Here is a 25007-nt window from a genome sequence, read left to right on the forward strand (position 1 = left end):
ACAGACTCCTGAAAACATCTACTCCGGCGCTTGCACCGGACCGGACGCGGGTAGCGTCGATGCGGCGGGCCGGTCTCACATTGCCGGCGACGTAGCGGGTGGCGCGTCGTGATTCCGGACTGCGTTGGGCGTTACCCTTGATTCGCGCGCGACAACATGATGTTGCCGGCCAGCGGCGTTGCACGAACGAAGGGCCTCAGCGAGGTAAACGGCAGGAATCGTCAAAGCTTGAGCATGTGCGCGCGACAACGCGGCGATCGATATTTCACCGCGTAAGGAAAGGCTCTTGGATGAATCTTCGATACATTTGGTATGACGAAATAAAATGCGGCGATCGCGTATTACGCGACCGCCGCTTTCATGCTGCACGATGTGGGTGTCAATTCACCTTGTAGCCATCGTTCAGTGTTTTCAGAAACGCGATGATGTCGTCGATATCCTGGTCGGTCATTGCCGGTTTTTCGCCGGCTTTGCGATCGAACGGGGCATCGGCGACGTCGATATTCGCCTGGTATTTCGCGGGCAGATCGTCGTACTTCTGCACCTTGCCCGATGCGTCACGCGGATAGATTTTTTCCGGGCTGGTATTGCGCAGGTTGTAGAAATCCATCACGTGCTTCAGGTCGTGATACACGCCGTTGTGAAAAAACGCATGACGTGTGGCCGTATTGCGCAGTGTCGGCGTAAGGAACATTCCGCAATATTGCGTCTGGTCCGCGATGTCCTTGCGGAACGGGCCGCAGGTGCCCATGTCGTAGAACTTCGGATCCTTGTTGAGCGCAAGCGACGTATTGCGCGGCACACCGAGCGCTTCGTATTGCTGGTCCGTGAACATCGGCGGCAAGCCGTCGCGGCTCACCGCGCTCAGATGACAGCCCGCGCAATTGGCCTTGTTCTGATCGTTGAACAGACGCAGGCCGTGCAACTCCGCTTGCGACAGACGCGCGCGTCCTTCGAGCCAGTAATCGTATTTGCTGCTGAACGCATGGAACGACGGATCCTCGATCTGGAAGCGCGCAATCGCGAACATCGCTTCGGACGCAAGCAGATTCGGATCGTGCAAAACAGCCGGTCCAAACAGTTTCCCGAACGTATCGCGATACTTGTCCTGCGACAGTTTCTGCACGACCGCGCCGAGATCCTTGTTGGCCATTTCAACCGGATTCGTCAGCGGTCCGAGTGCCTGACGTTGCAGCGAATCTGCGCGACCGTCCCAGAAGAGACCGCCTTGCGGCACCATCGCGGGCGCGGCGGGCGCAGCGCCCGCGGTTTTCACCGCACGCTGCACGCCTTGCGCCGCGGAAGCGGCCTGGTCGAGACTCACGGGAATGTCGGCGTCGGCGGCATCGGGACCGATACTGAACGGCGCCTGGCGATACAGATACGTCAGCGACGGCGGCGGCCGATAACCCGCATCCTGCATGTGCGGACCGCCAAGCTGCACCGACAGATCGTTGGGCGGCCCGTACGCGTGCGACGCGCTATGGCACGACGCACAGGATTGCTGACCCGACGCCGACAGCGATGGGTCGTTGAAAAGCTGTTTGCCGAGCAGTGCGATCGCGCTCATCGGTTCGACGGCGGGGCGCTCGAAATGCACAGGATGCGCGTTCGCACCGGTCATGTTCTCGACGGCCTCGCCGATCGCGTCCGGCATCCGTTCCGGATACGCGAGCGCATAGCCGGCCAGCGCGGCGCATGCGATGACGAGACCGAGCACGACGCGCAGCACGATACGGCGCAACGACGTGCGACCTGCGCGTCCACCGGGCGTGCGGTTGGGTTGACGGCCGGCGGGCAGCGCCGGCGGCAGAACGGTATTCGGATGGCTCATGGCGATGACTGGTACAGGCACCCTGACGGATGCGATACAAACGGACATGTCGAGCCTCGATCAAGCAGGCTCGACACCGGACACGTCGCTTCGATTCGATTCATCAATCGGTCCGGTCGCTCGACATCGGATCAATGCGCGATGCGAGACGACCGGACCCGTGATGCAGGGCTTAGCTCGACGGCGGCGACGACAGCTTCGTGCCGAGGTTCGGGTCGAGATACAGCGTCGGCGTGGCACCGCCGTTCGTGAAGTCGAACAGGCTCATGATGCTGCCCGCAGCGGCATCGTTCGAACCGCCGCCCAGGCGTTGACTGCCAAGCCAGTTGTCTTCGATGAACTGAACCACCGACGACTGCGTAATCAACGTGTCGTCGATATAGTTCGCCTTTGCATACGGCGACACCACGATCAGCGGCACACGCGTTCCCGGACCGCAACGACCGTCAACCGCGAGACCTGTCGGACCGACACCGCGCGGCGTCGTACCTGACACGCCGCAGGTTGCCGCGCCGTTGAGCGCATCTGCCGACGAGAACGAAGCCGTGGTCGGCGTTGCATAACGATGGTCGTACCAGCCATCCGAATCGTCGTAGGTCAGGATCACGGCGGTGTTCTTCCAGTCCGGCTGCTGCTGCAGGAAGTTGACCACCTTGACGATAAACGCCTGCTCGTCGAGCGGATCCGAATTGCCCGGGTGCGCATCGTTGACGGCCGGTGCCTTCAGATAGCTGACCGACGGGAAATTGCCCGCCTTCACTGCCGTGAAGAAGTCGTTGACGTCGTACTCGTGGTGAACCGGCGTCGCCGTGCTGTCGAGCGGATCCGTTGTACCGATCGACGCCACCGAAGTCGGACGCGTATGCGCGCCATTCGCCGTGCTCGCGTAGTACTGGAACCAGTTGTGGTGCGGACTGTAGTCCTTCGGCGACGTGTTCAGCACGGACGAATACGTCGTACGGCTACAGCCTTGCGTGCCGTTCGGATTGGTCGAGGTCAGGTCGAAGCCGCCCATGAAGCCGCCCCACGTGATGCCCTTGCCGTTCAACAGGTCGCCGATGTTCTTGTTGTTCGACGACATCTGGCCGGTGGTCGTGCCCGAGCACACGTCGCCTTGCGGGTCGGCGTCGCCGGTCATCGTGAAGCCGCCGTTGTCGTCGGAGATCATCTCGCCGGCGACGGCCGTGCCGCCCGTCGGAATCACGCCGTTGGTCTGGCCGGAAATGACGTGCAGCGCGCCCGGCGTCGATGGACCGAAGCTGTCCGTGTACATGTTGGAACTCATCGCGAAGTTGTTCGCGTAGTTCCACATCGCGGTCACGGTGTTGCCGTCGTAGTAACCCATGACGAGACCCGGCGTACCGAACACGCCCGTGCTGCTGACCGTGTTGTTACCCGTGTATTCCGGGAACAGGTCCATATTGCCGTTGTCGTACGCTTCCTGTTCGGCCGTGTACGCGTGGTTCTGGCCTTCGGTATTCGCTTGCGTGCGGTCGAGGCGGAACGGGTTCGATGCGTTGGCGCCGTTACCCGATGCCGTCTTGTTCGGATTGCTGGTCAGCAGCGCCTGGGTCAGACCGTTCGGGCTCGCGGGCGTGCCGGCTGCAGGCGTGAACGCCGGCTCGCCGGCCGGGTTGACCGCGTTCGGGTAAGTGGCGAAGTAGTGATCGAACGAACGGTTCTCGCCGAAGATCACGACCAGATGCTTGATCGGCGTCTTCGTGGTGAGTGCGTCCTGTGCAGACACCGATGCGGCCGGAGAGGATGCGCCCGAAGCGGGCGCAGTCGTGCGACGTATTGTTGTGGTTACTGCTTCCGCATGCGGCTAGCGCGAGCAGCGCTGCGGCAAACGGAATGGGTAACAGGGCTTTGGGGAACATGTGACTGGCTCCAGATTCGCTGACCAGCCCGACGCCCGGCAGAGAGTGGGGGGCGGGACTGGTAATGTTGTTAGAGGTTCTCGTGCAGCTATGCCTTGATGCGTCCACGCCTCGATGCGCCATGACCGTGATGCATTTCGGGCAGGGCGAATTGAAACACCGCGTTATTAACCTTTAGCGTCGCTTTCATTGCGTAATGCTTTCGGTATATTGCGAAAGTGCTTTCGGTGTAAGGCAATGTGATTGATAGGATTGAAAAAAACGAAAGGCGGCCGTCACGCAAAATGCGTGGGCCGCCTTTCGTTTTTTCTAAAGCGAGTGCTTTGGCGCGCAAGCGCCGCGCGTTTTACGCGTGACGCTGCGTGCTACTGGATAGAACGAAGCGCGCGATTGCGTCCGTGAGTGCTTCGGGTGCGTCGCGATGCGGCGAGTGTCCGCATCGGTCGAGCCGGGTCAGTTGCGCGTGGGGCACGTATTCGGCGATCGTGTCGATTTGCGCCATCGTTCCGTAGTTGTCGTCGTAGCCTTGTACCGCGAGCAGCGGACAACGGATCGTAGACAGACGTTCGGCAATGCGCCAATGCCGGAAGGCTGGATCGAGCCAGATGTCGTTCCAGCCATAAAACGCCGAGTCGACGTCAGCGTGATAGCGGGCCAGACGCGCGCGCAAATCGCCGTGTTCATAGGCCGTTTTTGCAGCGGCGATGTTTTCGACAGAGATGTCTTCGACGAAGACATGCGGTGCAATGGCGACGACACCCGCTAGCTGTTCGGGAAACGTGGCCGCATATAACAGTGCAATCGAGCCGCCGTCGCTGTGGCCGACGACCCACATGCGCTGCCGTTGTGCTTCATCGATCTGCAGCACATCGAGCAGGGCGGGCAGCACGTCGTCCGCTTGCGAGGTCATGAATTCCACGGGCAGGCGCACGTGATGCGGGCGCGGCGTAGAGCGTCCATAGCCGGGACGCGCATAGACGAGTCCGCGCATCTTTAGCCGCTCGCATAACGCTCGCGGCCAGTCGCGCCACATGTCGATAGAGCCGAGCCCTTCATGTAGAAAGACGATCAACGGCGCATCGCCGGATGTCTCGCCGGATGCGCATTCAACAAAGCGGTACTCGATATCCAGCGCGTCGCGCGACGCGTTTTCAGGCAGGCGGGCAAACTGGCTCGAAGCCAAAGACGTCGGTGCGGAAGACATGGCGGGCTAACTCAACGCTCTCAGTTTGAACCGCTGAATCTTACCGGTTGCCGTCTTGGGCAGATCGTCGGCGAAGACAATGTCACGCGGATACTTATGCGGCGCGAGTCGTTCCTTGACGAATGCCTTGAGTTCTTCGCCTAGCGCATCGGACGCTAAAGCCGGGTCCTTCAACACGACGAACGCCCGCGTCTTGACGAGACCGGCGTGATCCACGCCGACCACGGCCGCTTCGAGCACGGCGTCGTGTTGAACCAGCACCATTTCCACTTCCACCGGCGATACATATTGCCCGCTGACTTTCAGCATGTCGTCGCTGCGGCCCGCATACACATAGCAGCCGTTTGCAAGCCGCTGGTACTTGTCGCCGCTGCGAATCCATTCGCCCAGAAACGTCGCACGGGTTTTCTCGCGATTGCACCAGTACATCAGTGCCGCACTCGGTCCTTTGATAAACAGATCGCCCACTTCGCCATCGCCGACTGCGTGACCGGCATCGTCTCGCAGTTCGACTTCATAGCCGGGCACAGGTCGCCCGGTCGTGCCGTAGTGAACATCGTCCGGTTGATTCGACAGAAAGATATGCAGCATTTCGGTCGAGCCGATGCCGTCGAGAATGTCGCAACCGAAATGCGCCTTGAAGCGTTCACCGATTTCACGCGGCAACGCTTCACCCGCGGACGTGCACACGCGAATCGACACGTCCGCGCGTGCTGGCAGATCAGGTGACACGAGCATGCTCGCGTACAAGGTCGGCACGCCATAAAAAACCGTAGGACGATGCTGGGTCAGTCGCGCGAAAATCGCGGCGGACGTGGGGCGTTCGGCCATCAGCACGGCGGTCGCGCCGACGCTGAGCGGAAAGGTCAAGCCGTTTCCGAGGCCGTACGCAAAGAATAGTTTGGCCGCGGAAAACACCACGTCGCTTTCGACGATCCCCAGCACGCGCCTCGCGTACAACTCCGCAGTCCAGTAGAGATTCGCATGCGTGTGGACGGTGCCCTTCGGCTTGCCGGTCGATCCCGACGAATACAGCCAGAACGCCATGTCGTCGCTGGCAGTGAGTGCGGGCTTTAGTGCGGGCGGCGCGGCATCGATCAGTTCGCCGAGCACCTGCATCGGCGGATTGTCCGGATAGACTTCGCCGGCCAGCGGTTGCGACACGATCAACGTACAACCATCGTCGGGCGCGGCTTCGTCGAGTGCACGCGCGACAGTCGGCAATACAGCGCCCGATGCAATGACCACGCGCGCATGACTGTGCGCGAGCATATAAGCGTAATCGGCCGACGTCAGCAGCGTATTCGCGACCACCGGCACGACGCCCGCATACAACGCACCGAGAAAGATCTCCGGCAATTCGACCGTATCGAGCATCACCAGCAACACGCGCTCTTCCGGATGAACGCCCAGCGTGCGTAACGCGGTCGCGCAACGTCGCGCGCGCTGTTCGAGTTCGGCGTAAGTCGTCACGCCGTTGTCGTCGATATACGCGGGCTTGTCGCCACGCAACCGGTTCAAGGCGAACAGGTGCGTCGCGAAGTTGAATTGGGCAGGCGGCGCATCGACCGTCGCGGCGCCTGCGTCCGGCTGCGGGTTCCGGTTGGCGGGCGTGTCCAGCAAGGCTTCCATGTCTCCTCCAGCGTTATGTCGCACCGCTCAGGCTTCGGGCAGATGCGTGATCAGTGTCGATGCGTGGATGTGGCGATGTCGATGAGGCAAGTCGATCAGGTGCCGCGATTCAGGCGGTGCCGGACGCGGGCGTGAATTCGATCGCGCCTTGCGGCAGCAGATAGAGCACGAGCGCATGGCCGCCGGAGACAGTGGGGCGATGCGCGCTGCCTGCGCCGTACACGCACCAGCCGGCCGCGTGGCCGTCGAATCGCGCGCCGTCGGTGAGCGGCATGACCAGATCGATTTCGCCGTGAGGATGCACATGGTGCGGACCGGCGATGTCATTCATATCGACCACGTCGACTGAAAAACCGTGGGTCGCGGGGAGCGCCTTGAACACGCGTCCATAACGGATGCCGCCGCCTTCGCGATTGCACAGCCAGCCTTGTGCAACGCCTGCGCGGCACGCGTCGGCGAGTTCGCGGAAGGTGGTGCTGTCAGCGGGCCACGTGGCGTTGAGCCAGTCGGCGAGCGCGCCATCGAGCGGCCGGCCGTCGATCTGCGCCGTCACTGTCGCGATCAGGCGCTGGAAGTCTTGGGGGGACATGCAAGCCTCCTGGGCTGAGCGGACACGCAGCTTATTGCATGCGCGCCCGTCGTCCGTCTCCGCTCCTGCGCAAATCCCTGACGCGAACCTGCGCGGAGTTTGTTATTGGATCAATATTTGGCGAAAATTAACCGTTCACCCGGTGCGTGTCAAGCACTATAGTACATGTATCGATGTCAGAAGGTGTTTAAACATGAACCAGAATTACTCCCGCGAGCCGCTGACCGATGCTGCCGCCGACGAAAGCACGCCATCGGGCGAACGCGCCGAGCGCGATCCGTTTCTGACTGCGATGGGCGAGCGCGTGCGGCTGCTGCGGGCGCGGCGCGGCATGACGCGCAAGACGCTGGCTCTCGAAACCGGGTTGTCGGAGCGGCATCTGGCCAATCTCGAATCGGGTGTCGGCAATGCGTCGGTGCTGGTGCTGCGGCAGATCGCGACCACGCTGAACTGTTCGCTGGCGGAAGTGACCGGCGACGAAACCACGTCGTCGGCGGAATGGCTGTTGATCCGCGAACTGCTGCAAGGTCGCGATCAGGCCGCGTTGCAGCGCGCCCGCGTCGCGCTTGCCGAGATGTTCGCGCAGGTGCCGCGCGACCCGCATCGCAAGGACCGGATTGCGCTGATCGGACTGCGTGGCGCGGGCAAATCGACGCTCGGGCGGATGCTCGCGCAGGAGCGCAAAGTACCGTTCGTCGAGCTGACGCGGGTGATCGAGCAGATGGCCGGATGTCCGCCGTCGGAGATTCATTCGCTGTACGGCGCGAGCGCGTATCGCCGTTACGAGCAGCGTGCGATGGAAGCGGTGATCGCCGAGCACGAGTGCGCGGTGATCGCGTCGCCGGGCGGTCTGGTGTCGGAGGCGGGCACCTTCAACACGCTGCTCGCGCATTGCTACACCGTGTGGTTGCAAGCGACGCCGGAGGAGCATATGCGCCGCGTGGTCGCGCAGGGCGACATGCGTCCGATGTCGGGCAACAAGGAGGCGATGGACGACCTGAAGCGCATTCTGGCCGGGCGCAGCGAGCTGTACGGCCGCGCGGATATGAGCTTCGACACCAGCGAGCAAACCCTCGCGGACGCCTATCTGCAACTGCGCGACCGGCTGGCCGCGCGTCTCGCCGCCGAGACAGCGGAGGGCTGAGCGCCGACATGCACTGAAGCGTAGGGGTTTATCTGGATGCATGCACTAAAGTGCTTTACCGGCGAAGATCGATGCACTATTGTTCTTCAAACAGCACAGCATTGTCCCCAGGAGACGCCCCATGTCCGCAGCAGAAACCGCTCTCGCGCCGGTCGACTATCGCACCGACCCGTCGCAGTACAAGCACTGGAAGCTGACGTTCAACGGCCCGGTCGCGACCCTCGCCATCGACATCGCCGAAGACGGCGGCATCCGCGACGGCTACAAGCTCAAGCTGAATTCATACGATCTGGGCGTCGATATCGAGTTGCACGACGCAATACAACGGGTCCGCTTCGAGCATCCGGAAGTGCGCACGGTGGTCGTCACCAGCCTGAAAGACCGCGTGTTCTGCTCGGGCGCGAATATCTTCATGCTGGGTCTCTCGACCCATGCGTGGAAGGTCAATTTCTGCAAGTTCACCAACGAGACGCGTAACGGTCTCGAAGATTCGTCGCGTCATTCCGGGCTCAAATTTCTTGCGGCGGTGAACGGCGCCTGCGCCGGTGGCGGCTATGAACTCGCGCTCGCATGCGACGAGATTTATCTGGTCGACGACCGTTCGTCATCCGTGTCGTTGCCGGAAGTGCCCTTGCTCGGCGTGCTGCCCGGCACGGGCGGACTGACACGCGTGACGGACAAGCGCCGCGTACGTCATGACCGCGCGGATATTTTTTGCACCGTCGTGGAAGGCATTCGCGGCGAACGGGCCAAGGAATGGCGGCTCGTCGATGAAGTGGTGAAGCCCAACCAGTTCGATCAGGCAATCGCGGCGCGGGCACTCGAACTCGCCGCGCAAAGCGATCGTCCCGCCGACGCGAAAGGTGTGGCGCTGCAGCGCATCGAGCGCACGCGGCGTGACGACGGGCTGACCTACCGGACGCTCGAGATCACGATCGACCGGGCCAAACGCACGGCGACCTTCACCGCGAAAGCACCGGCAGAGACACCCGCCGCCGATATCGAATCGATCGTCGCGGCAGGCGCGAACTGGTGGCCGCTGCAATTCGCGCGGGAACTCGACGACGCGATCCTCACGATGCGCACCAACGAACTCGATATCGGCACGTGGATCCTGCGTACCGAAGGCGACGCCCGCACGGTGCTCGCCGCCGATGCCGCGCTGATGGCGCACAAAGACCACTGGTTCGTCCGCGAAACGATCGGGCTGTTGCGCCGCACGCTGGCGCGCATCGACGTGTCGTCGCGTTCGCTGTTCGCGCTGATCGAACCGGGTTCGTGCTTTGCCGGCACGTTCGCTGAACTCGCGTTCGCCGCCGATCGCACGTATATGGCCGCGTTGCCGTCGAACGAAGACGAGGAACCGGCGATCACGCTGTCGGAAGTCAATTTCGGTCTGTATCCGATGGTCACGCATCAATCGCGGCTGGGCCGCCGTTTCTATGAAGAGCGCGCGCCGCTCGACGCGGTGCGCGACAGGATCGGCACGCCGATTCACGCGGTGGAATCCGAACGGCTCGGTCTCGTCACGGCCTCTCTCGACGATCTCGACTGGGCCGATGAAATCCGTATTGCACTGGAAGAACGCGCGGCGATGTCGCCCGATGCATTGACCGGTCTCGAAGCGAACCTGCGGTTCAACGGCCCGGAAACGATGGAAACGCGGATTTTCGGGCGCCTGACCGCATGGCAGAACTGGATTTTCAACCGGCCGAATGCGGTGGGCGAGAAGGGCGCGCTCAAGGTCTACGGCAAGGGCAGCAAGGCGCAATTCGAGCTCGCGCGCGTGTGACATGCGCGTGGCCGCGCGGCACGTTCACGCGCATTCCATCGATTGAATATCTGCTGGTATCGACACAGGAACTGTGATGTCCACAATCAATTACAGCGAAAAGATTCCGAACAACGTCAACCTCGCCGACGACCGCACGCTGCAACGCGCACTCGAACAATGGCAGCCGAATTTCCTGTCGTGGTGGGGCGATATGGGCCCGGACGGCTCGCATGGCTACGACGTGTATCTGCGTACGGCGATTAGCGTCGATGCAGGCGGTTGGGCGCATTTCGATCACGTGAAAATGCCGGACTACCGGTGGGGAATTTTTCTGACGCCGGGCGAACAGGACCGCAAGATCCAGTTCGGCGAGCATAAGGGCGAGGCCGCATGGCAAGACGTGCCGGGCGAGCATCGTGCGAACCTGCGACGCATCATCGTCACGCAGGGCGACACGGAGCCGGCTTCGGTCGAGCAGCAACGCCACCTGGGTTTGACCGCGCCGTCGATGTACGACTTGCGCAACCTGTTTCAGGTCAACGTCGAGGAAGGGCGGCATCTGTGGGCGATGGTGTATCTGCTGCATCGCTACTTCGGACGCGACGGTCGCGAGGAAGCGGAAGCCTTGCTCGGTCGTCGTTCCGGCGACGACGACAACCCGCGCATCCTCGGCGCGTTCAACGAGAAAACGCCTGACTGGCTGGCGTTTTTCATGTTCACGTACTTCACCGATCGCGACGGCAAGTTCCAGTTGTCGGCGCTCGCCGAGTCGGGTTTCGATCCGCTCGCGCGCACCACGAAGTTCATGCTGACCGAAGAAGCGCATCACATGTTCGTCGGCGAGTCGGGCGTGTCGCGGGTAATCCAGCGGACCGCGCAGGTGATGAACGAGTTGCACACCGACGACGTGAACCGCTTGCGCGCCGCAGGCGTGATCGATCTGCCGACGCTTCAGCGGTATCTGAATTTCCATTACTCGGTGACGATCGATCTGTTCGGTGCGGATCATTCGTCGAATGCGGCGACCTTCTACAGCTCCGGTTTGAAGGGGCGTTACGAAGAAGGCAAACGCGACGACGATCATCAGCTCGCCGACCGTCATTACCGCTTGCTGGATGTGCAGGACGGCAAGCTGGTCGAGCGCGAGGTGCCGATGCTCAACGCGATGAACGAAGTGCTGCGCGACGACTACATCAAGGATTCGGTGGCGGGGGTGAATCGCTGGAACAAGGTGCTGGAGAAAGCCGGCATCGATGTGCGCCTGACCGTGCCGCACAAGGCGTTCAATCGTCAGATCGGCACCTTCGCCGGCACGCGTGTGTCGCCGGACGGTCGCGTGATCGGCGAGACCGAATGGGCCGCGAACGAAGCGAAGTGGCTGCCGATGCCCGAGGATCGCGCGTATGTCGCATCGTTGATGGGACGCGTGACCGAACCGGGCAAGTTCGCGAACTGGATTGCGCCGCCGCCGATGGGCATCAACCGCCAGCCGGTGGATTTCGAATACGTGCGGTTCAACTGAGCGCGACGTCGCGCTCAGTGTGGGACGCGCTGCATTGGATACGAGTTGGAGGAAGGCATGAACGCGCCAGTCTCGATCGAGATTTTGAAGCAGCATCTGATCGATCCGGAAATCTGCATTCGCTGCAACACCTGCGAGGAAACCTGCCCGATCGATGCGATCACGCACGACGACAACAACTACGTCGTGAAAGCGGACGTGTGCAATGGCTGCATGGCCTGCGTGCCGCCGTGCCCGACCGGCGCGATCGACAACTGGCGCAGCGTGCTGAAAGCCGACGCGTACGCGCTCGACGAGCAGTACGCGTGGGACGTGTTGCCCGAACAGGGAACCGCCGCTGCAGGCGTCGTACAAGCCGCTGAGAGCGGCGCACAGCCGCCGGTCGATGCGGGCGATGTCGCCGCCGGCGCGGACGGCTTAAACGTCGATCTGGTGCGTGGCTCGACGGTGCCGCCCTGGTCCGCCGCGAAGCCGTATGTGAATCTCTACACCCACAATTCGCCGACCCGCGCGACGGTAGTGGGCAATTACCGGCTGACCGGCGCAGCGACGCAAAGCGACATTCACCATATCGTGCTGGATTTCGGCTCGATGCCGTTTCCGGTGCTGGAAGGTCAATCGATCGGCATTCTGCCGCCCGGCGTCACCGCCGATGGTCGTGCGCATCACGCGCGGCAGTATTCGATCGCGAGTCCGCGCGACGGCGAGCGGCCGGGTTACAACAACGTCTCGCTGACCGTCAAACGCGTCACCGAAGATCACGCGGGCGGCGCGGCGAACGGCGTGTGCTCGAACTACCTGTGCGACCTCAGGAAGGGCGACGTGGTGAACGTGATCGGACCGTTCGGCGGCACGTTCCTGATGCCGAACCATCCGGACTCGCATCTGCTGATGATCTGCACCGGCACAGGTTCCGCGCCGATGCGGGCGATGACCGAGTATCGGCGGCGTCGCCGGTTGAAGGGCGCAACGGGGAAGCTGATGCTGTTCTTCGGCGCGCGCAGCCAGGAAGAGTTGCCGTACTTCGGGCCGTTGACGAATTTGCCGAAGGATTTCATCGATACGAATCTCGCGTTTTCACGCGTGCCTGGGCAGCCGAAACGGTATGTGCAGGACGCGATGCGGCAGCGTGCCGTCGATGTCGCGCATCTGCTCGGCGAGTCGGGGACGCACATTTACGTGTGCGGCCTGAAGGGCATGGAGGACGGCGTGCTGCAGGCGCTCAGGGAAATTGCATGCGGCGCCGGCATCGAATGGGAAGCGCTTTGGGCCACGCTCAAACGAGAGGGCCGTTTGCATCTCGAGACTTACTGATGCATCAGGATTCGGGTTCGGACGCGCTCACGGCGAGCGCGCGCCACATGCCCGGATCACCAGTGCGACGACCTCTTCGGTGACGTCATCGAATGCGCGGCGCGATATCTCGCGCTCGCCGCGAAGCGCGCAAATCTGCGCGTCGAAATCCGCATAGTGTTGCGTGATCGCCCAGATCATGAACATGAACGTTTGCGGCTCGACCGGCGCGAGCAGGCCTCGCGATACCCAACTCTCGATCACGACGACCCGGCTGTCGAGCCACGGCTTCACACGCTGCGTGAGAATGTCCTGCATGTGCTCGGCGCCATGAATGATTTCATTCGCCCACACTTTCGAGCCCAGCGGCCGACGTTGCGATAAGGCCATCTTGGCGCGCACATAGCCACCGATCGCTTCGACCGGGTCGTCGCTGCATTCGAAGGTGTCCGCCGCGCGATACCAGTCTTCGAACAGATCCTCGAGCACGCGCCGGTAAAGATCCAGCTTGGTCGGAAAGTAGTAATGCAGGTTGGCCTTGGGTAAACCCGCGCGCTCAGCAATCATCGCGGTACTCGCGCCCGCGAGACCGCGCTCCGCGAAAACCGCTTCCGCACACGCGACGAGATGCGCTTCGTTCGACTCGCGGATGTGCGCCTTGCGTCGCCGCATCGGCGCAGCAGGTTCATCGTTTTCGGTCGGAGTGGCAAGCGCGTCGTCGTGTGTCATGGTCGGCCTTTCGCGGCGAGGGCCGCGTCGCGACTCATTCTAGCCGCTGATCCGCTTCGCGCGATACCGTGTTTTTACCGCTCGCTTGACGCATGCTGCATCGCCATGGCACGGTTCTCGCTCTGCATTCGATCTGTGATGCACCGAACGAAAATGATTGAACTGGCGTTTTTGATCGACTACAACCTGTCCAACTGGACAGGATTCGATGAGCGGGCGAACGAGGGTCTAAATCAGGGTAAGCCCGCTGTTTTGAAGCTGGATTGATTGCACCGCCGCCGTGCCGGTGCGCCCCAAAATACCGCCATGCATGCACCAGTTTCATCGCATGAATGGGTGTCCGTTTAAAGATGCAGTACCGTTTCGAGCATAAGGAGCGAGTCGAATGAACGTCGTATCCGAAGCGATCAAGGTCGCTGAACCGTCCACCGCGATTACCGTCAACGGCCAGCGCCTGTGGGACAGCCTGATGACGATGGCGAAGATCGGCGCCACGCCGAAGGGCGGTGTGTGCCGCCTCGCGCTGACCGATCTCGACAAGCAGGGACGCGACCTGATCGTCAGTTGGGCGAAGGAAGCGGGATGTACCGTCACCGTCGATCAGATGGGCAACGTGTTTATGCGCCGCGCCGGTCGCAATCCGGACGCACTGCCGGTCGTCACCGGTTCGCATGCCGACTCGCAACCGACCGGTGGCCGCTTCGACGGCATCTACGGCGTGCTGGGCGGACTCGAAGTGATTCGAAGCCTGAACGACCACAACATCGAGACCGAACATCCGGTCGAATTCGTGATCTGGACCAATGAGGAAGGCTCGCGCTTTGCGCCTGCGATGGTCGCCTCCGGCGTGTTCGCGGGTGTCTTCACGCTCGATTACGGTCTGTCGCGCAAGGACGTGGACGGCAAGACGATCGGCGAAGAACTCGCACGCATCGGCTATGCGGGCGACGTGCCTTGCGGCGGACGGCCGTTGCATGCCGCGTTCGAATTGCACATCGAACAAGGCCCGATTCTCGAAGCCGAACACAAGACGATCGGTGTCGTGACCGACGCGCAAGGTCAGCGCTGGTACGAAATCACGCTGACGGGACAGGAGGCGCACGCCGGTCCGACGCCGATGCCGCGTCGGCGCGATGCGTTGCTCGGCGCCGCGCGCGTCGTCGATCTGGTCAACCGTATCGGTCTGGATCATGCGCCGTACGCATGCGCGACGGTCGGCATGCTTCAGGTGTATCCGAACTCGCGGAACGTGATTCCGGGCCGGGTATTTTTCACGGTCGATTTCCGTCACCCGGACGATGCCGTGCTCGCAAAGATGGATGCCGCGTTGCGCGAAGGCATCGAAAAGATCACCTCGGCGATTGGCCTCGAAACCGAACTCGAACAGATTTTCTACTACAAGCCCGTCGCTTTCGATGCCGCCTGCGTGAATTCGGTACGCGCCGCAGCGGAGCGCTTCGGTTATCCGAGCCGCGACATCGTGTCGGGCGCGGGACACGATGCGTGTTATCTCGCGAAGGTCGCGCCGACGTCGATGGTGTTCGTGCCGTGCGTCGATGGCATCAGTCACAACGAGATCGAAGACGCGACCATCGAATGGATCGAAGCGGGCGCGAATGTGTTGCTGCATGCGATGCTCGAGCGTGCATGCGAACCGTGATCTGCTATCCGCTGTAGCCAGACGCGTTACCTGACGTTTTACCCCTAAAAAGCCGGCCCGGTTTCGCTTCGCGCGCGACCGGCGGGACCGGCTACGTCCTCATATTGCGTTGTGTCGAAGGGAGCATCTATGGCCACCCCGTCTTTCGGCGATATCGCCGCGCATCGTTTGTCGGCTGATGAGTTGTCGTGCAAGTTCAGCGATGTCGCACCGTTGCTCGATCCCACTGCGGCCGCTGCGGCTGCGAGTCGCTGTCACTACTGTTACGACGCACCCTGCGTCAACGCATGCCCGACGCAGATCGATATCCCGAGCTTTATCCGCAAGATCGGCAACGGCAATCTGAAGGGCGCAGCCGTCGATATTCTGTCGGCGAATCCGCTGGGCGGCATGTGCGCGCGGGTATGCCCGACGGAAATCCTGTGCGAAGGCGCCTGCGTCCGAAATCATCAGGATGCGAAACCGGTGGCGATCGGCGCGCTGCAACGTCATGCAACCGATTGGGCGATGCAACGCGATCAACCGCTGTTCGCGCGTGCGCCTGAAACGGGGCGGCACATCGCGGTCGTCGGTGCGGGTCCGGCGGGTCTGGCGTGCGCACACAAGCTAGCGCTCGCGGGCCATCGTGTGACGATTTTCGACGCGCGTGACAAGGCGGGCGGACTCAACGAATACGGCATCGCGGCGTATAAGACGGTCGATGCGTTTGCGCAGCGTGAGGTGGACTGGTTGTGCTCGGTCGGCGGTATCGACATCGAAACGGGTGTCGCGTTGGGCCGCGATGTAAGCCTCGATGCGTTGCGCCGTCAACACGACGCGGTGTTTCTGTCGATCGGTTTGACGGGCGTGCGTGAACTGGCCATCGAAGGGGAGGCGCTCGACGGCGTGCTCGATGCCGTCACGTTTATCGAACAGGTGCGCCAGGCCGGCGATCTGTCGACCGTGCCGGTAGGCCGGCGCGTGGTGGTGATCGGCGGCGGCAATACGGCGGTCGATGCGGCAGTGCAGAGCCGCAAGCTTGGCGCGACATCGGTGACGATGGTGTATCGGCGCGGTGTCGATGCAATGAGCGCAACGTGGGCCGAGCGCGAATTTGCGCAGACGCAGGGCGTGACGCTGGTCACGCATGCGAAGCCGGTTCGGCTGACGGGTGCGCAAGGACAGGTGAGCGGCGTCGAATTCGAACGTGTGGTCGACGGCGCGACGGAGCGTTTCGTCGTCGAGGCGGACATGGTGCTGAAGGCAATCGGCCAGACGCTGGTGCCGGTCGGACTCGAACGCGATCTGTTGACGCTCGACGGCAACCGGATCGCGGTGGATCTGCATGGCCGGACATCGCTGGCGGGTGTCTGGGCGGGCGGCGATTGTGCGATCGGCGATACGCCCACGCTCGATCTGACCGTGCAGGCGGTGCAGGACGGCAAGCTCGCGGCGGCGTCGATCGATGCGCAACTCGCGCATGCCGCAATCAAGGCCGCATGACGGCTACGCATGCTTTCGATACCTGAATAGCGGTACGTTGCGATGCATGCGCGATACGCATGCATCGCAAGCATCCGGGCCGCAGAGCCCGATCCGACCCATCACGCGACACGCGCGAAGCCACAATACAGGAGCCGATCATGGCCGACCTCCGTTGCACGATCGCCGGCATCACCTCGCCGAATCCGTTCTGGCTGGCGTCCGCGCCGCCGACCGACAAAGCCTACAACGTGAATCGCGCGTTCGAAGCGGGTTGGGGCGGCGTGGTCTGGAAAACACTGGGACTCGACCCGCACGTGGTCAACGTCAGCTCGCGCTACGGCGCGGTGCAATGGAACGGCCAGCGGATGGCCGGACTGAACAACATCGAACTGATTACCGATCGTCCGCTCGACGTGAACCTGAGAGAGATCGCGCAAGTGAAGCGCGACTGGCCGGACCGCGCGATGATCGTCTCGTTGATGGTGCCGTGTAACGAGCGCGACTGGAAATGGATCTTGCCGCTGGTCGAAGACACCGGCGCCGATGCGGTCGAACTGAATTTCGGCTGTCCGCATGGGATGAGCGAGCGCGGTATGGGCGCGGCGGTGGGACAGGTGCCCGAGTATGTGGAGATGGTCACGCGCTGGGTCAAGGAAGGCACGAAGCTGCCATGCCTCGTGAAGCTGACGCCGAACATCAGCGATATCCGGCTGGGCTCGCGTGCCGCCTATAAGGGCGGCGCCGATGGCGTGTCGCTGATCAACACGATCAACTCCATCGTCTCCGTGGATCTCGACGCGATGGCGCCGCAGCCGACCGTGGATGGCAAGGGCACGCACGGCGGCTATTGCGGTCCGGCCGTCAAGCCGATCGCGTTGAATATGGTCGCGGAAATCGCGCGCGACGCCGAAACGCCGAACCTGCCGATCTCCGGCATCGGCGGCATCAGCACCTGGCGCGACGCCGCCGAATTCATGGTGCTCGGCGCGGGCAGCGTGCAGGTATGCACGGCGGCGATGCATTACGGTTTCCGGATCGTGTCGGACCTCGCGGACGGCCTGTCGAACTGGATGGACGAGAAAGGCTACGCGACGCTCGACGACATTCGCGGACGCGCCGTGCCGAACGTCACCGACTGGAAGTACCTGAACATGAAGTACGACATCAAGGCGCGTATCGATCAGGACAAATGCATCCAGTGCGGCCTGTGCCATATCGCTTGCGAGGACACATCGCATCAGGCAATCACGCGCGAAAAAGACGGCGTGCGTCATTTCGACGTGGTGGACGCCGAATGCGTCGGGTGCAATTTATGCATGCATGTCTGCCCGGTCGAGCAATGCATCACGATGGAGCGCGTCGACAGCGGCGAGTACGCGAACTGGACCACGCATCCGAACAACCCGGCGCGAGTCGATGCACCGGCCGAAGCAAGTGCAGTAGGCGATGCGCTCGCGCCCGTCGCGGTTCATGCGGTGTAAATCGTGAATTGTGGATCGCGCCTCGGGCCTCGGGCGCGCTGTGAATGTTGTGTCTGACCGTTCTGCCCTAACCGTTCTTTGACCGAACCCGACGCGCACGACGATGTCGCGCGGGTGACAACGCCACGTGGAGATCCTTGATGAAGCACACAGCGCAACCCGCCGACGCGCAGTTGGCCGCAGGCGCGCAGCACAGCAGTCTCTATAACGACGACCTCGCGCCGACGGGTGCCGCGCAACGCACGTGGCGCTGGTATCACTTTGCCGCGCTGTGGGTCGGGATGGTGATGAATATCGCGTCGTACATGCTCGCCGCGGGGCTTACCGAGCAGGGCATGTCGCCGTGGCAGGCCGTGATTACAGTCTTGCTCGGCAATCTGATCGTACTGGTGCCGATGTTGCTGATCGGCCATGCGGGCGCGAAGCATGGCATTCCGTATGCGGTGCTGGTGCGGTCGTCGTTCGGCACGCAAGGGGCGAAACTGCCGGCGTTGTTGCGGGCGATCGTCGCATGCGGCTGGTATGGGATCCAGACATGGCTCGGCGGCAGCGCGATCTATACGTTGCTGAAGATCCTGACCGGCAATGCGTTGCATGGCGCCGCACTGCCGCTGCTGGATATTTCGCTCGGACAGCTCGCGTGTTTTCTGGCGTTCTGGGCCTTGCAGATTTACTTCATCCTGCATGGCACCGATTCGATTCGCTGGCTCGAAAGCTGGTCCGCGCCGGTCAAGGTGATCATGTGTATCGCGCTCGTGTGGTGGGCGACGACGAAGGCGGGCGGGATCGGCACGATGCTGTCGGCGCCGTCGCAATTCGTCGCGGGCGGCAAGAAAGAGGGCTTGTTCTGGGTCACATTCTGGCCGGGCCTCACGGCGATGGTGGGCTTCTGGGCGACACTCGCGCTGAACATTCCCGACTTCACGCGCTTTGCGAAATCGCAACGTGACCAGATCGTCGGGCAATCGATCGGCTTGCCGCTGCCGATGGCGTTGTTGTCGGTGATCTCGGTGGTGGTGACGTCGGCGACCGTGGTGATTTACGGTAAGGCGATCTGGGACCCGATCGATCTGACGAGCCGGATGACGGGCGTGGGCGTCGGTGTCGCGTTGATCATCCTGACGCTCGATACGATGTGCTGCAACCTCGCCGCGAATCTCGTCGGTCCGGCCTATGACTTTTCGAGCCTCTGGCCGAAGGGTATTTCATATCGCGCGGGCGGCATGATTACGGCGACGATCGCGATCGTGATGATGCCGTGGAAGATTCTCGCAACGACGCAGGGTTATATCTTCACGTGGCTGGTGGGATATTCCGCGTTGCTCGGACCGGTCGCAGGCATTCTGATGGTGGATTACTTCCTGATTCGCGGCACTCGTCTCGATCAACGCGAACTGTTCGACGAGCATGGCGAATACAGTTACACGGGCGGCTGGAATATCGGTGCGGTGGTGGCACTGGTGATCGGCGTGCTGCCGAATCTGCCGGGCTTTTTGCATACCGCGTTCCCCGCGTCGTTCCCGAACGTGCCGGCATTCTTCAATACGGTGTACACGTATGCATGGTTCGTTGGGCTCGCGCTGGCGTCGATCGTCTACAGCGCGTGGATGAAGTTGAGCAAAGGATCGAGCGCACGCATTGCGAGTGCGTGACGCATGCGACGATACCGATGCATGCTCGCATGCGCGAATCGGTACAGAAGCGGCAAACCCATATTGCAGTCGTAGAGGAGGCAAGCAGATGACGACCCTGATTCGTGGCGGCATGGTGATCGATGCGGAGCGTACGTATCGCGCTGACGTGTTGTGTGCGGACCCACAGGATGGCGGCACGATCCTGCAGATCGGCGCGGACCTCGAGGCGCCTGCGGGTGCGACGATCGTGGACGCGAGCGGACAGTACGTGATGCCGGGCGGAATCGATCCGCACACGCATATGGAGTTGCCGTTCATGGGCACGACCGCGAGCGACGATTTCTACACGGGCACCGCGGCGGGTCTGGCGGGCGGCACGACCAGCATCATCGATTTCGTGATTCCGAGTCCGAAGCAGCCGTTGATGGATGCGTTTCGCGAATGGCGCGGCTGGGCGGAGAAGGCGTCGGCGGATTACGGTTTTCATGTGGCGGTGACATGGTGGGACGAGTCCGTGCATCGCGACATGGGCACGCTCGTGAACGAGCATGGGGTATCGAGTTTCAAGCATTTCATGGCCTACAAGAACGCGATCATGGCCGACGACGAAGTGCTGGTGAACAGTTTCACGCGCTCGCTGGAGCTGGGCGCGTTGCCGACCGTGCATGCGGAGAATGGCGAACTGGTCTTTCAGTTGCAGCGTCAGTTGCTGGCGCGCGGACTGACCGGACCGGAGGCGCATCCATTGTCGCGGCCACCGGAGGTGGAGGGCGAGGCCGCGAACCGGGCGATCCGGATTGCGCAGGTGTTGGGCGTGCCGGTGTACATCGTGCATGTCTCGGCGAAGGATGCCGTGGATGTGATTGCGCGAGCGCGCAGCGAGGGTTTGCGTGTGTTTGGGGAAGTGTTACCCGGGCATCTGGTGATCGACGAAGCGGTGTATCGCGATCCCGACTGGAATCGTGCAGCCGCGCACGTGATGAGTCCGCCGTTCCGTTCGGCCGAGCATCGTGAGGCGCTGTGGCGCGGATTGCAGGCGGGGCAGTTGCATACCACCGCGACCGATCACTGCGTGTTTTGCGCGTCGCAGAAAGCGATGGGGCGCGAGGACTTCACGAAGATTCCGAACGGATGCGGTGGTGTGGAAGACCGGATGTCGATTTTGTGGCATCACGGCGTGAACAGTGGGCGGTTGACGCCGAATGAATTCGTGCGGGTGACGTCGACGAATGCAGCGCAGATTTTCAATCTTTATCCGCGCAAGGGCGCGGTGCAGGTTGGCGCGGATGCCGATCTTGTCGTGTGGGATCCGGAAGCGACGCGAACGATTTCGGTGAAGACCCATCATCAGAAAGTGGACTTCAATGTGTTCGAGGGGATGACGGTGAAGGGTGTTGCGACGCAGACGTTTTCGCGTGGCGCGCATGTGTGGAGCGATGGGGATTTGAGGGCGGTTCGCGGGGCAGGGCGGTATTTGAAACGGCCCGCTAATGGGGCTTATTTTGATGCTGTCAGGGTGGCGAACCGGTTGAAGGAGCCGGTGGCGGTGGAGAGGTGAAGGTTTGGGGTCGGTTTGGTTTGGTTTGGTCTGGGTTGGTTGGTCCCGGTTTCACGTCGGTTTGCCTGGATCGTCCCTGTGCGGGACCGCACCTACTTTTCTTTGCTCGCGCAAAGAAAAGTAGGCAAAAGAAAGCGCGTTTACACCGCCACTCCGTAGCGAGTGGCGTCCTCTCAGAACGGGTAGTGGACCGCGCACGATTTGAGTTGTCGCACCGCTTAAGCTAGTGACAAGGCAGTCATTCGTTCCGGCTGTTCGCTCCGCGACAGCCGACGGGCACAGCCCCGTCTTTTCCTCTCAGCGCCATTCGCGCACTGCACTCCGTCCGTCACAACACCCATTTTCCTGGCATGCGCCGGTCCGTTCTCGCGCGCAAAATTCCAGGCTAGGCTTAACGTCGAAACCATCGTGGAGGCGGGTGAATGCCGTGGCGCAAACCGGGCCTTGAGCCGGACGCTGGAACGGTCGTGAAGGCTGGCAAATCGGGTGGTGAAAACCGGGCTTTGAGCCGACGCCGGAATGGTCCTAAGGAGGGCGGATGCCGTGCGCAAACCGCGCTTCGGGCCGGACGCCGGAACAGTCGAGAAGACCGAAAAATAGCGTGGCGCAAATGGGTTTTTGAAGTGGGCTACCGCCGCGCAGCTGGCGGGATGTGCGGGCGCGGACCACCAAGCCGAACGGAACGCCGACTCCAAACGTGCGCGGTCCACTACCCGAAAATTACTAGCCGCCACTCGCTACGAAGCGCGAGGTAAACGCGCTTTCTTTTGCCTACTTTTCTTTGCGCGAGCAAAGAAAAGTAGGTGCGGTCCCGCACAGGGACGATCCAGGCAGACCAGCGTGAATACAGGACGCGCACGCGACGCCATGAGCAACCAAACCAACACCATGCGAACCGCAAAACGCACCCGGTCCCGCACAGGGACGATCCAGGCAAACCACCGCGAAACCGGGACAACCAACCCACGCCACCCCAAACCCGCCACCCAACCCCCATTCCCATTTGCGTTAAACTCCCGCGACATTCCCGCCACGTGGGGCGCAGCGACCCGCCGCCAGTCAGGGGCGAGCCCAAAAATGGCCCGCCGCAGGCGCCCAAAAGGCGTCCAGAAAGCGCCATATAACCCCACGGCATATGATTCGAAAACCAGATGCTTTGTGGAAGCCCCGCTGGTTTGCTACAGTCCGCCGCAAGCAAAAAAGCTGTAGCGAACACTAGCCCAACACCACGAATCACATCTCTCCGGAGCCCAACGACATGAAAATCCGTTCCATCCTGCTGGTAGCGCTGCTGCAAGCCGTCACCGCAACCGCCGCTTTCGCCGCCGACAACCTCGCGCAAATCAAGCAGGCCGGTGTGTTCAAGATCGGCACCGAAGGTACCTACGCACCGTTCACGTTCCATGACGCGTCGGGCAAACTGACGGGCTTCGACGTCGAAATCGGTACGGCAATCGCGCAACGCCTGGGCGTCAAGCCGGAATTCATCGAAGGCAAATGGGACGGCCTGATCGCAGGTCTCGATGTCAATCGCTATGACGCGGTTATCAACGAAGTCGGTATCACCGATGCCCGTAAGGTCAAATACGATTTCTCGGAGCCGTACATCACGTCGCATCCGGCGCTGATCGTCAAATCGGACAACACGAGCATCAAGACTTTCGACGATCTGAAAGGCAAGAAGTCGGCCAATACGCTGACCAGCAACTTCGGCAAACTGGCCGCGGCGCATGGCGCCGACGTCGTGCCGGTGCAAGGCTTCAACGAATCGATCGACCTGCTGCTGTCGGGCCGCGTCGATGCCACCGTCAACGATTCGCTGTCGTACCTCGACTTCAAGAAGCATAAGCCGGACGCCAAGGTGAAGATCGCCGCGCTCGACAACGCCGCCGATAGCGGCGACCAGTCGGCCGTGCTGATCCGCAAGGGCAACCCCGAACTGCAAGCCGCGATCAACAAGGCGCTCGCCGACATGAAGAAAGACGGCACGTACGAAAAGATTTCGAAGAAGTATTTCGGCAAGGACGTCTCCCAGTAATCCTGTCGCGAGTCTGAATCATGCCCGCCTGGTTGCATCTGATGGCGCAGTCGCTGTGGCCCCTGCTGTATGCGGGGCTGGTGTTCACTGTGCCGCTTACTCTCGCATCGTTCGCTCTCGGTCTGACGCTCGCGTTTGTCGTCGCGTTGGTGCGCCTGTTCGGACCTGCATGGTCCGTCGCGATCGTGCGTTTCTACGTCTGGCTGATCCGCGGTTCGCCACTGCTCGTGCAGCTGTTCGTGATCTTCTACGGCCTGCCGAACGTGGGTATCGTGCTCGATCCGCTGACGGCGGCGATCATCGGTTTTTCGCTGAACGTCGGTGCGTATAACTCCGAAGTGATTCGTGGCGTCATCGAGTCGATTCCCAAAGGACAGTGGGAGGCCGCGTATTCGATGGGCATGACGCGCGCGCAGGCATTGCGTCGCGCGATCCTGCCGCAAGCGGCGCGCGTGGCATTGCCGCCGTTGTCGAACTCGTTTATCGCGCTGGTCAAGGACACGTCGCTTGCCGCTGTGCTGACGGTGCCCGAAGTGTTTCAGGCCGCACAGCGAATCGCGTCGGTCACCTACGAACCGCTGATTCTCTACACGGAAGCAGCATTGGTGTACCTGCTGTTCAGCTCGGTACTGTCGTCCGCGCAAGTTCGTCTCGAACGCAAGTTCGGCCGTCACGCGCTTTTCCAGACGGGTAACTGATGATCAAGCTGGATAACATCGACAAGTATTTCGGCGAGCACAAGGTGCTCGATTCGGTGAATCTGCATCTCGCGGCCGGTAACGTTACCGCGTTGATCGGACCGTCGGGCAGCGGCAAGAGCACCTTGCTGCGCTGCGTGAATCTGCTCGAAATTCCCGAGGCGGGTTCGCTCGAACTCGGCGATCAGCGGATCGTATTCAATCGCGACACGAAGCCTTCGCGCGACGCGGTGCTCGGTGTGCGGCGTCGTACCGGCATGGTGTTCCAGAACTTCCAGCTGTTTCCTCACCTGACGGTGATCCAGAACGTGATGGAAGGTCTGCTGACCGTGCAGAAGTGGAACAAGGAACGCGCTCGCGTGCGTGCGCAGGAATTGCTGACGAAGGTCGGCATTGCGCACAAGGCCGATGCGTGGCCTGCGACGCTGTCGGGCGGTCAGCAGCAGCGCGTGGCGATTGCGCGCGCGCTTGCGCCTTCGCCGGAAGTGCTGTTGTGCGACGAGCCGACGTCGGCGCTCGATCCCGGTCTTGCGGCCGAAGTAGTCGAAGTGCTGAAGCAGCTCGCGAAAGAAGGCATGACGATGCTGATGGCGACGCACGATCTGCGGCTTGCCGCATCGATTGCGCGCGACGTTGTGTTTCTGAGCAACGGTGTGATCGTCGAGCAGGGTGCGTCGCGCGATATCTTCACCCGACCGCGTGCGCCCGAAACCGCGCGTTTCGTCGAAACGCTCACGCACAGTCTGCCGGAATCGTGGGGACAGTAACGCCTGTTTCGCTTCACGGACGCAAAAACGGAAACGCCGCTATCGATCGATAGCGGCGTTTTTTTTCGTACGTGCGCGGTGATGCAATCGTCGCGGTAACCGGGGT

17 protein-coding genes and 1 pseudogene are annotated in these 25007 nt (G+C 61.9%); 12 read left to right on the plus strand and 6 right to left on the minus strand.

Annotated features, from left to right (window positions below):
• Window positions 1–379: 379 nt before the first annotated feature.
• The 5 genes and pseudogenes from PW947_RS25855 to PW947_RS25875 form a co-directional block, all read right to left on the minus strand.
• Window positions 380–1834, minus strand: a complete 1455-nt coding sequence (locus PW947_RS25855) for a cytochrome c peroxidase (RefSeq protein WP_299635223.1) — start codon at window positions 1832–1834, stop codon at window positions 380–382.
• A gap of 172 nt (window positions 1835–2006) precedes the next feature.
• Window positions 2007–3714: pseudogene (locus PW947_RS25860) on the minus strand (alkaline phosphatase family protein).
• A gap of 346 nt (window positions 3715–4060) precedes the next feature.
• Window positions 4061–4918, minus strand: coding sequence for an alpha/beta hydrolase (locus tag PW947_RS25865; protein ID WP_299635224.1), 858 nt, complete (start codon window positions 4916–4918; stop codon window positions 4061–4063).
• Window positions 4919–4924: 6 nt separating this feature from the next.
• Window positions 4925–6550 (minus strand): benzoate-CoA ligase family protein, encoded by a 1626-nt coding sequence (locus PW947_RS25870; protein WP_299635225.1) that lies wholly within the window; start codon window positions 6548–6550, stop codon window positions 4925–4927.
• Window positions 6551–6659: 109 nt separating this feature from the next.
• On the minus strand, window positions 6660–7139 hold the full coding sequence (locus PW947_RS25875; RefSeq protein ID WP_299635226.1) for a DUF4863 family protein: 480 nt from the start codon (window positions 7137–7139) through the stop codon (window positions 6660–6662).
• 193 nt (window positions 7140–7332) lie between these two features.
• On the opposite strand from PW947_RS25875, the gene PW947_RS25880 reads away from it, so the two are divergent.
• From PW947_RS25880 to boxA, 4 genes are all read left to right on the plus strand, one after another.
• Window positions 7333–8283 (plus strand): helix-turn-helix transcriptional regulator, encoded by a 951-nt coding sequence (locus tag PW947_RS25880; protein WP_299635227.1) that lies wholly within the window; start codon window positions 7333–7335, stop codon window positions 8281–8283.
• A gap of 121 nt (window positions 8284–8404) precedes the next feature.
• Window positions 8405–10075, plus strand: coding sequence for a 2,3-epoxybenzoyl-CoA dihydrolase (boxC, locus tag PW947_RS25885; protein ID WP_299635228.1), 1671 nt, complete (start codon window positions 8405–8407; stop codon window positions 10073–10075).
• A gap of 76 nt (window positions 10076–10151) precedes the next feature.
• Entirely contained in the window at window positions 10152–11579 is a 1428-nt protein-coding gene (gene boxB, locus PW947_RS25890) for a benzoyl-CoA 2,3-epoxidase subunit BoxB (RefSeq protein ID WP_299635229.1), read from the plus strand.
• 57 nt (window positions 11580–11636) lie between these two features.
• Window positions 11637–12893 carry a benzoyl-CoA 2,3-epoxidase subunit BoxA gene (boxA, locus tag PW947_RS25895; protein WP_299635230.1) on the plus strand — a complete coding sequence of 419 codons (1257 nt, stop codon included), beginning with the start codon at window positions 11637–11639 and terminating at the stop codon, window positions 12891–12893.
• Between the two features lie 27 nt (window positions 12894–12920).
• Here the strand turns inward: boxA and PW947_RS25900 are convergent, their stop codons facing one another.
• Window positions 12921–13601, minus strand: a complete 681-nt coding sequence (locus tag PW947_RS25900; protein ID WP_299635231.1) for a TetR/AcrR family transcriptional regulator — start codon at window positions 13599–13601, stop codon at window positions 12921–12923.
• Window positions 13602–13986: 385 nt separating this feature from the next.
• Between PW947_RS25900 and PW947_RS25905 the strand changes: the two genes are divergently transcribed.
• The 8 genes from PW947_RS25905 to PW947_RS25940 all read left to right on the plus strand — a co-directional run bounded on the left by PW947_RS25905 (window position 13987) and on the right by PW947_RS25940 (window position 24901).
• Window positions 13987–15261: a Zn-dependent hydrolase gene (locus tag PW947_RS25905; protein WP_299635232.1), complete on the plus strand. Its 1275-nt coding sequence runs from the start codon at window positions 13987–13989 to the stop codon at window positions 15259–15261.
• Window positions 15262–15390: 129 nt separating this feature from the next.
• Window positions 15391–16743, plus strand: a complete 1353-nt coding sequence (locus PW947_RS25910; RefSeq protein WP_299635233.1) for an NAD(P)-dependent oxidoreductase — start codon at window positions 15391–15393, stop codon at window positions 16741–16743.
• 140 nt (window positions 16744–16883) lie between these two features.
• A complete protein-coding gene (gene preA / locus PW947_RS25915) occupies window positions 16884–18206 on the plus strand; it encodes an NAD-dependent dihydropyrimidine dehydrogenase subunit PreA (protein ID WP_299635234.1) in 1323 nt (440 codons plus the stop codon).
• Between the two features lie 140 nt (window positions 18207–18346).
• Window positions 18347–19858 (plus strand): NCS1 family nucleobase:cation symporter-1, encoded by a 1512-nt coding sequence (locus PW947_RS25920; protein ID WP_299635235.1) that lies wholly within the window; start codon window positions 18347–18349, stop codon window positions 19856–19858.
• Between the two features lie 88 nt (window positions 19859–19946).
• The gene (gene hydA, locus PW947_RS25925; RefSeq protein WP_299635236.1) at window positions 19947–21398 is read left to right on the plus strand and encodes a dihydropyrimidinase; all 1452 of its coding nucleotides are present in this window, start codon (window positions 19947–19949) and stop codon (window positions 21396–21398) included.
• A 1258-nt stretch (window positions 21399–22656) separates the two neighbouring features.
• Window positions 22657–23436 (plus strand): amino acid ABC transporter substrate-binding protein, encoded by a 780-nt coding sequence (locus PW947_RS25930; RefSeq protein WP_299635237.1) that lies wholly within the window; start codon window positions 22657–22659, stop codon window positions 23434–23436.
• A 20-nt stretch (window positions 23437–23456) separates the two neighbouring features.
• Window positions 23457–24134, plus strand: coding sequence for an amino acid ABC transporter permease (locus PW947_RS25935; RefSeq protein WP_299635238.1), 678 nt, complete (start codon window positions 23457–23459; stop codon window positions 24132–24134).
• Entirely contained in the window at window positions 24134–24901 is a 768-nt protein-coding gene (locus tag PW947_RS25940) for an amino acid ABC transporter ATP-binding protein (RefSeq protein ID WP_299635239.1), read from the plus strand. Before PW947_RS25935 ends, PW947_RS25940 begins: the two co-directional genes overlap by 1 nt.
• The last annotated feature ends 106 nt before the right edge of the window (window positions 24902–25007 follow it).

This window comes from Paraburkholderia sp. (genome assembly GCF_028283785.1).
Lineage (GTDB): Bacteria > Pseudomonadota > Gammaproteobacteria > Burkholderiales > Burkholderiaceae > Paraburkholderia.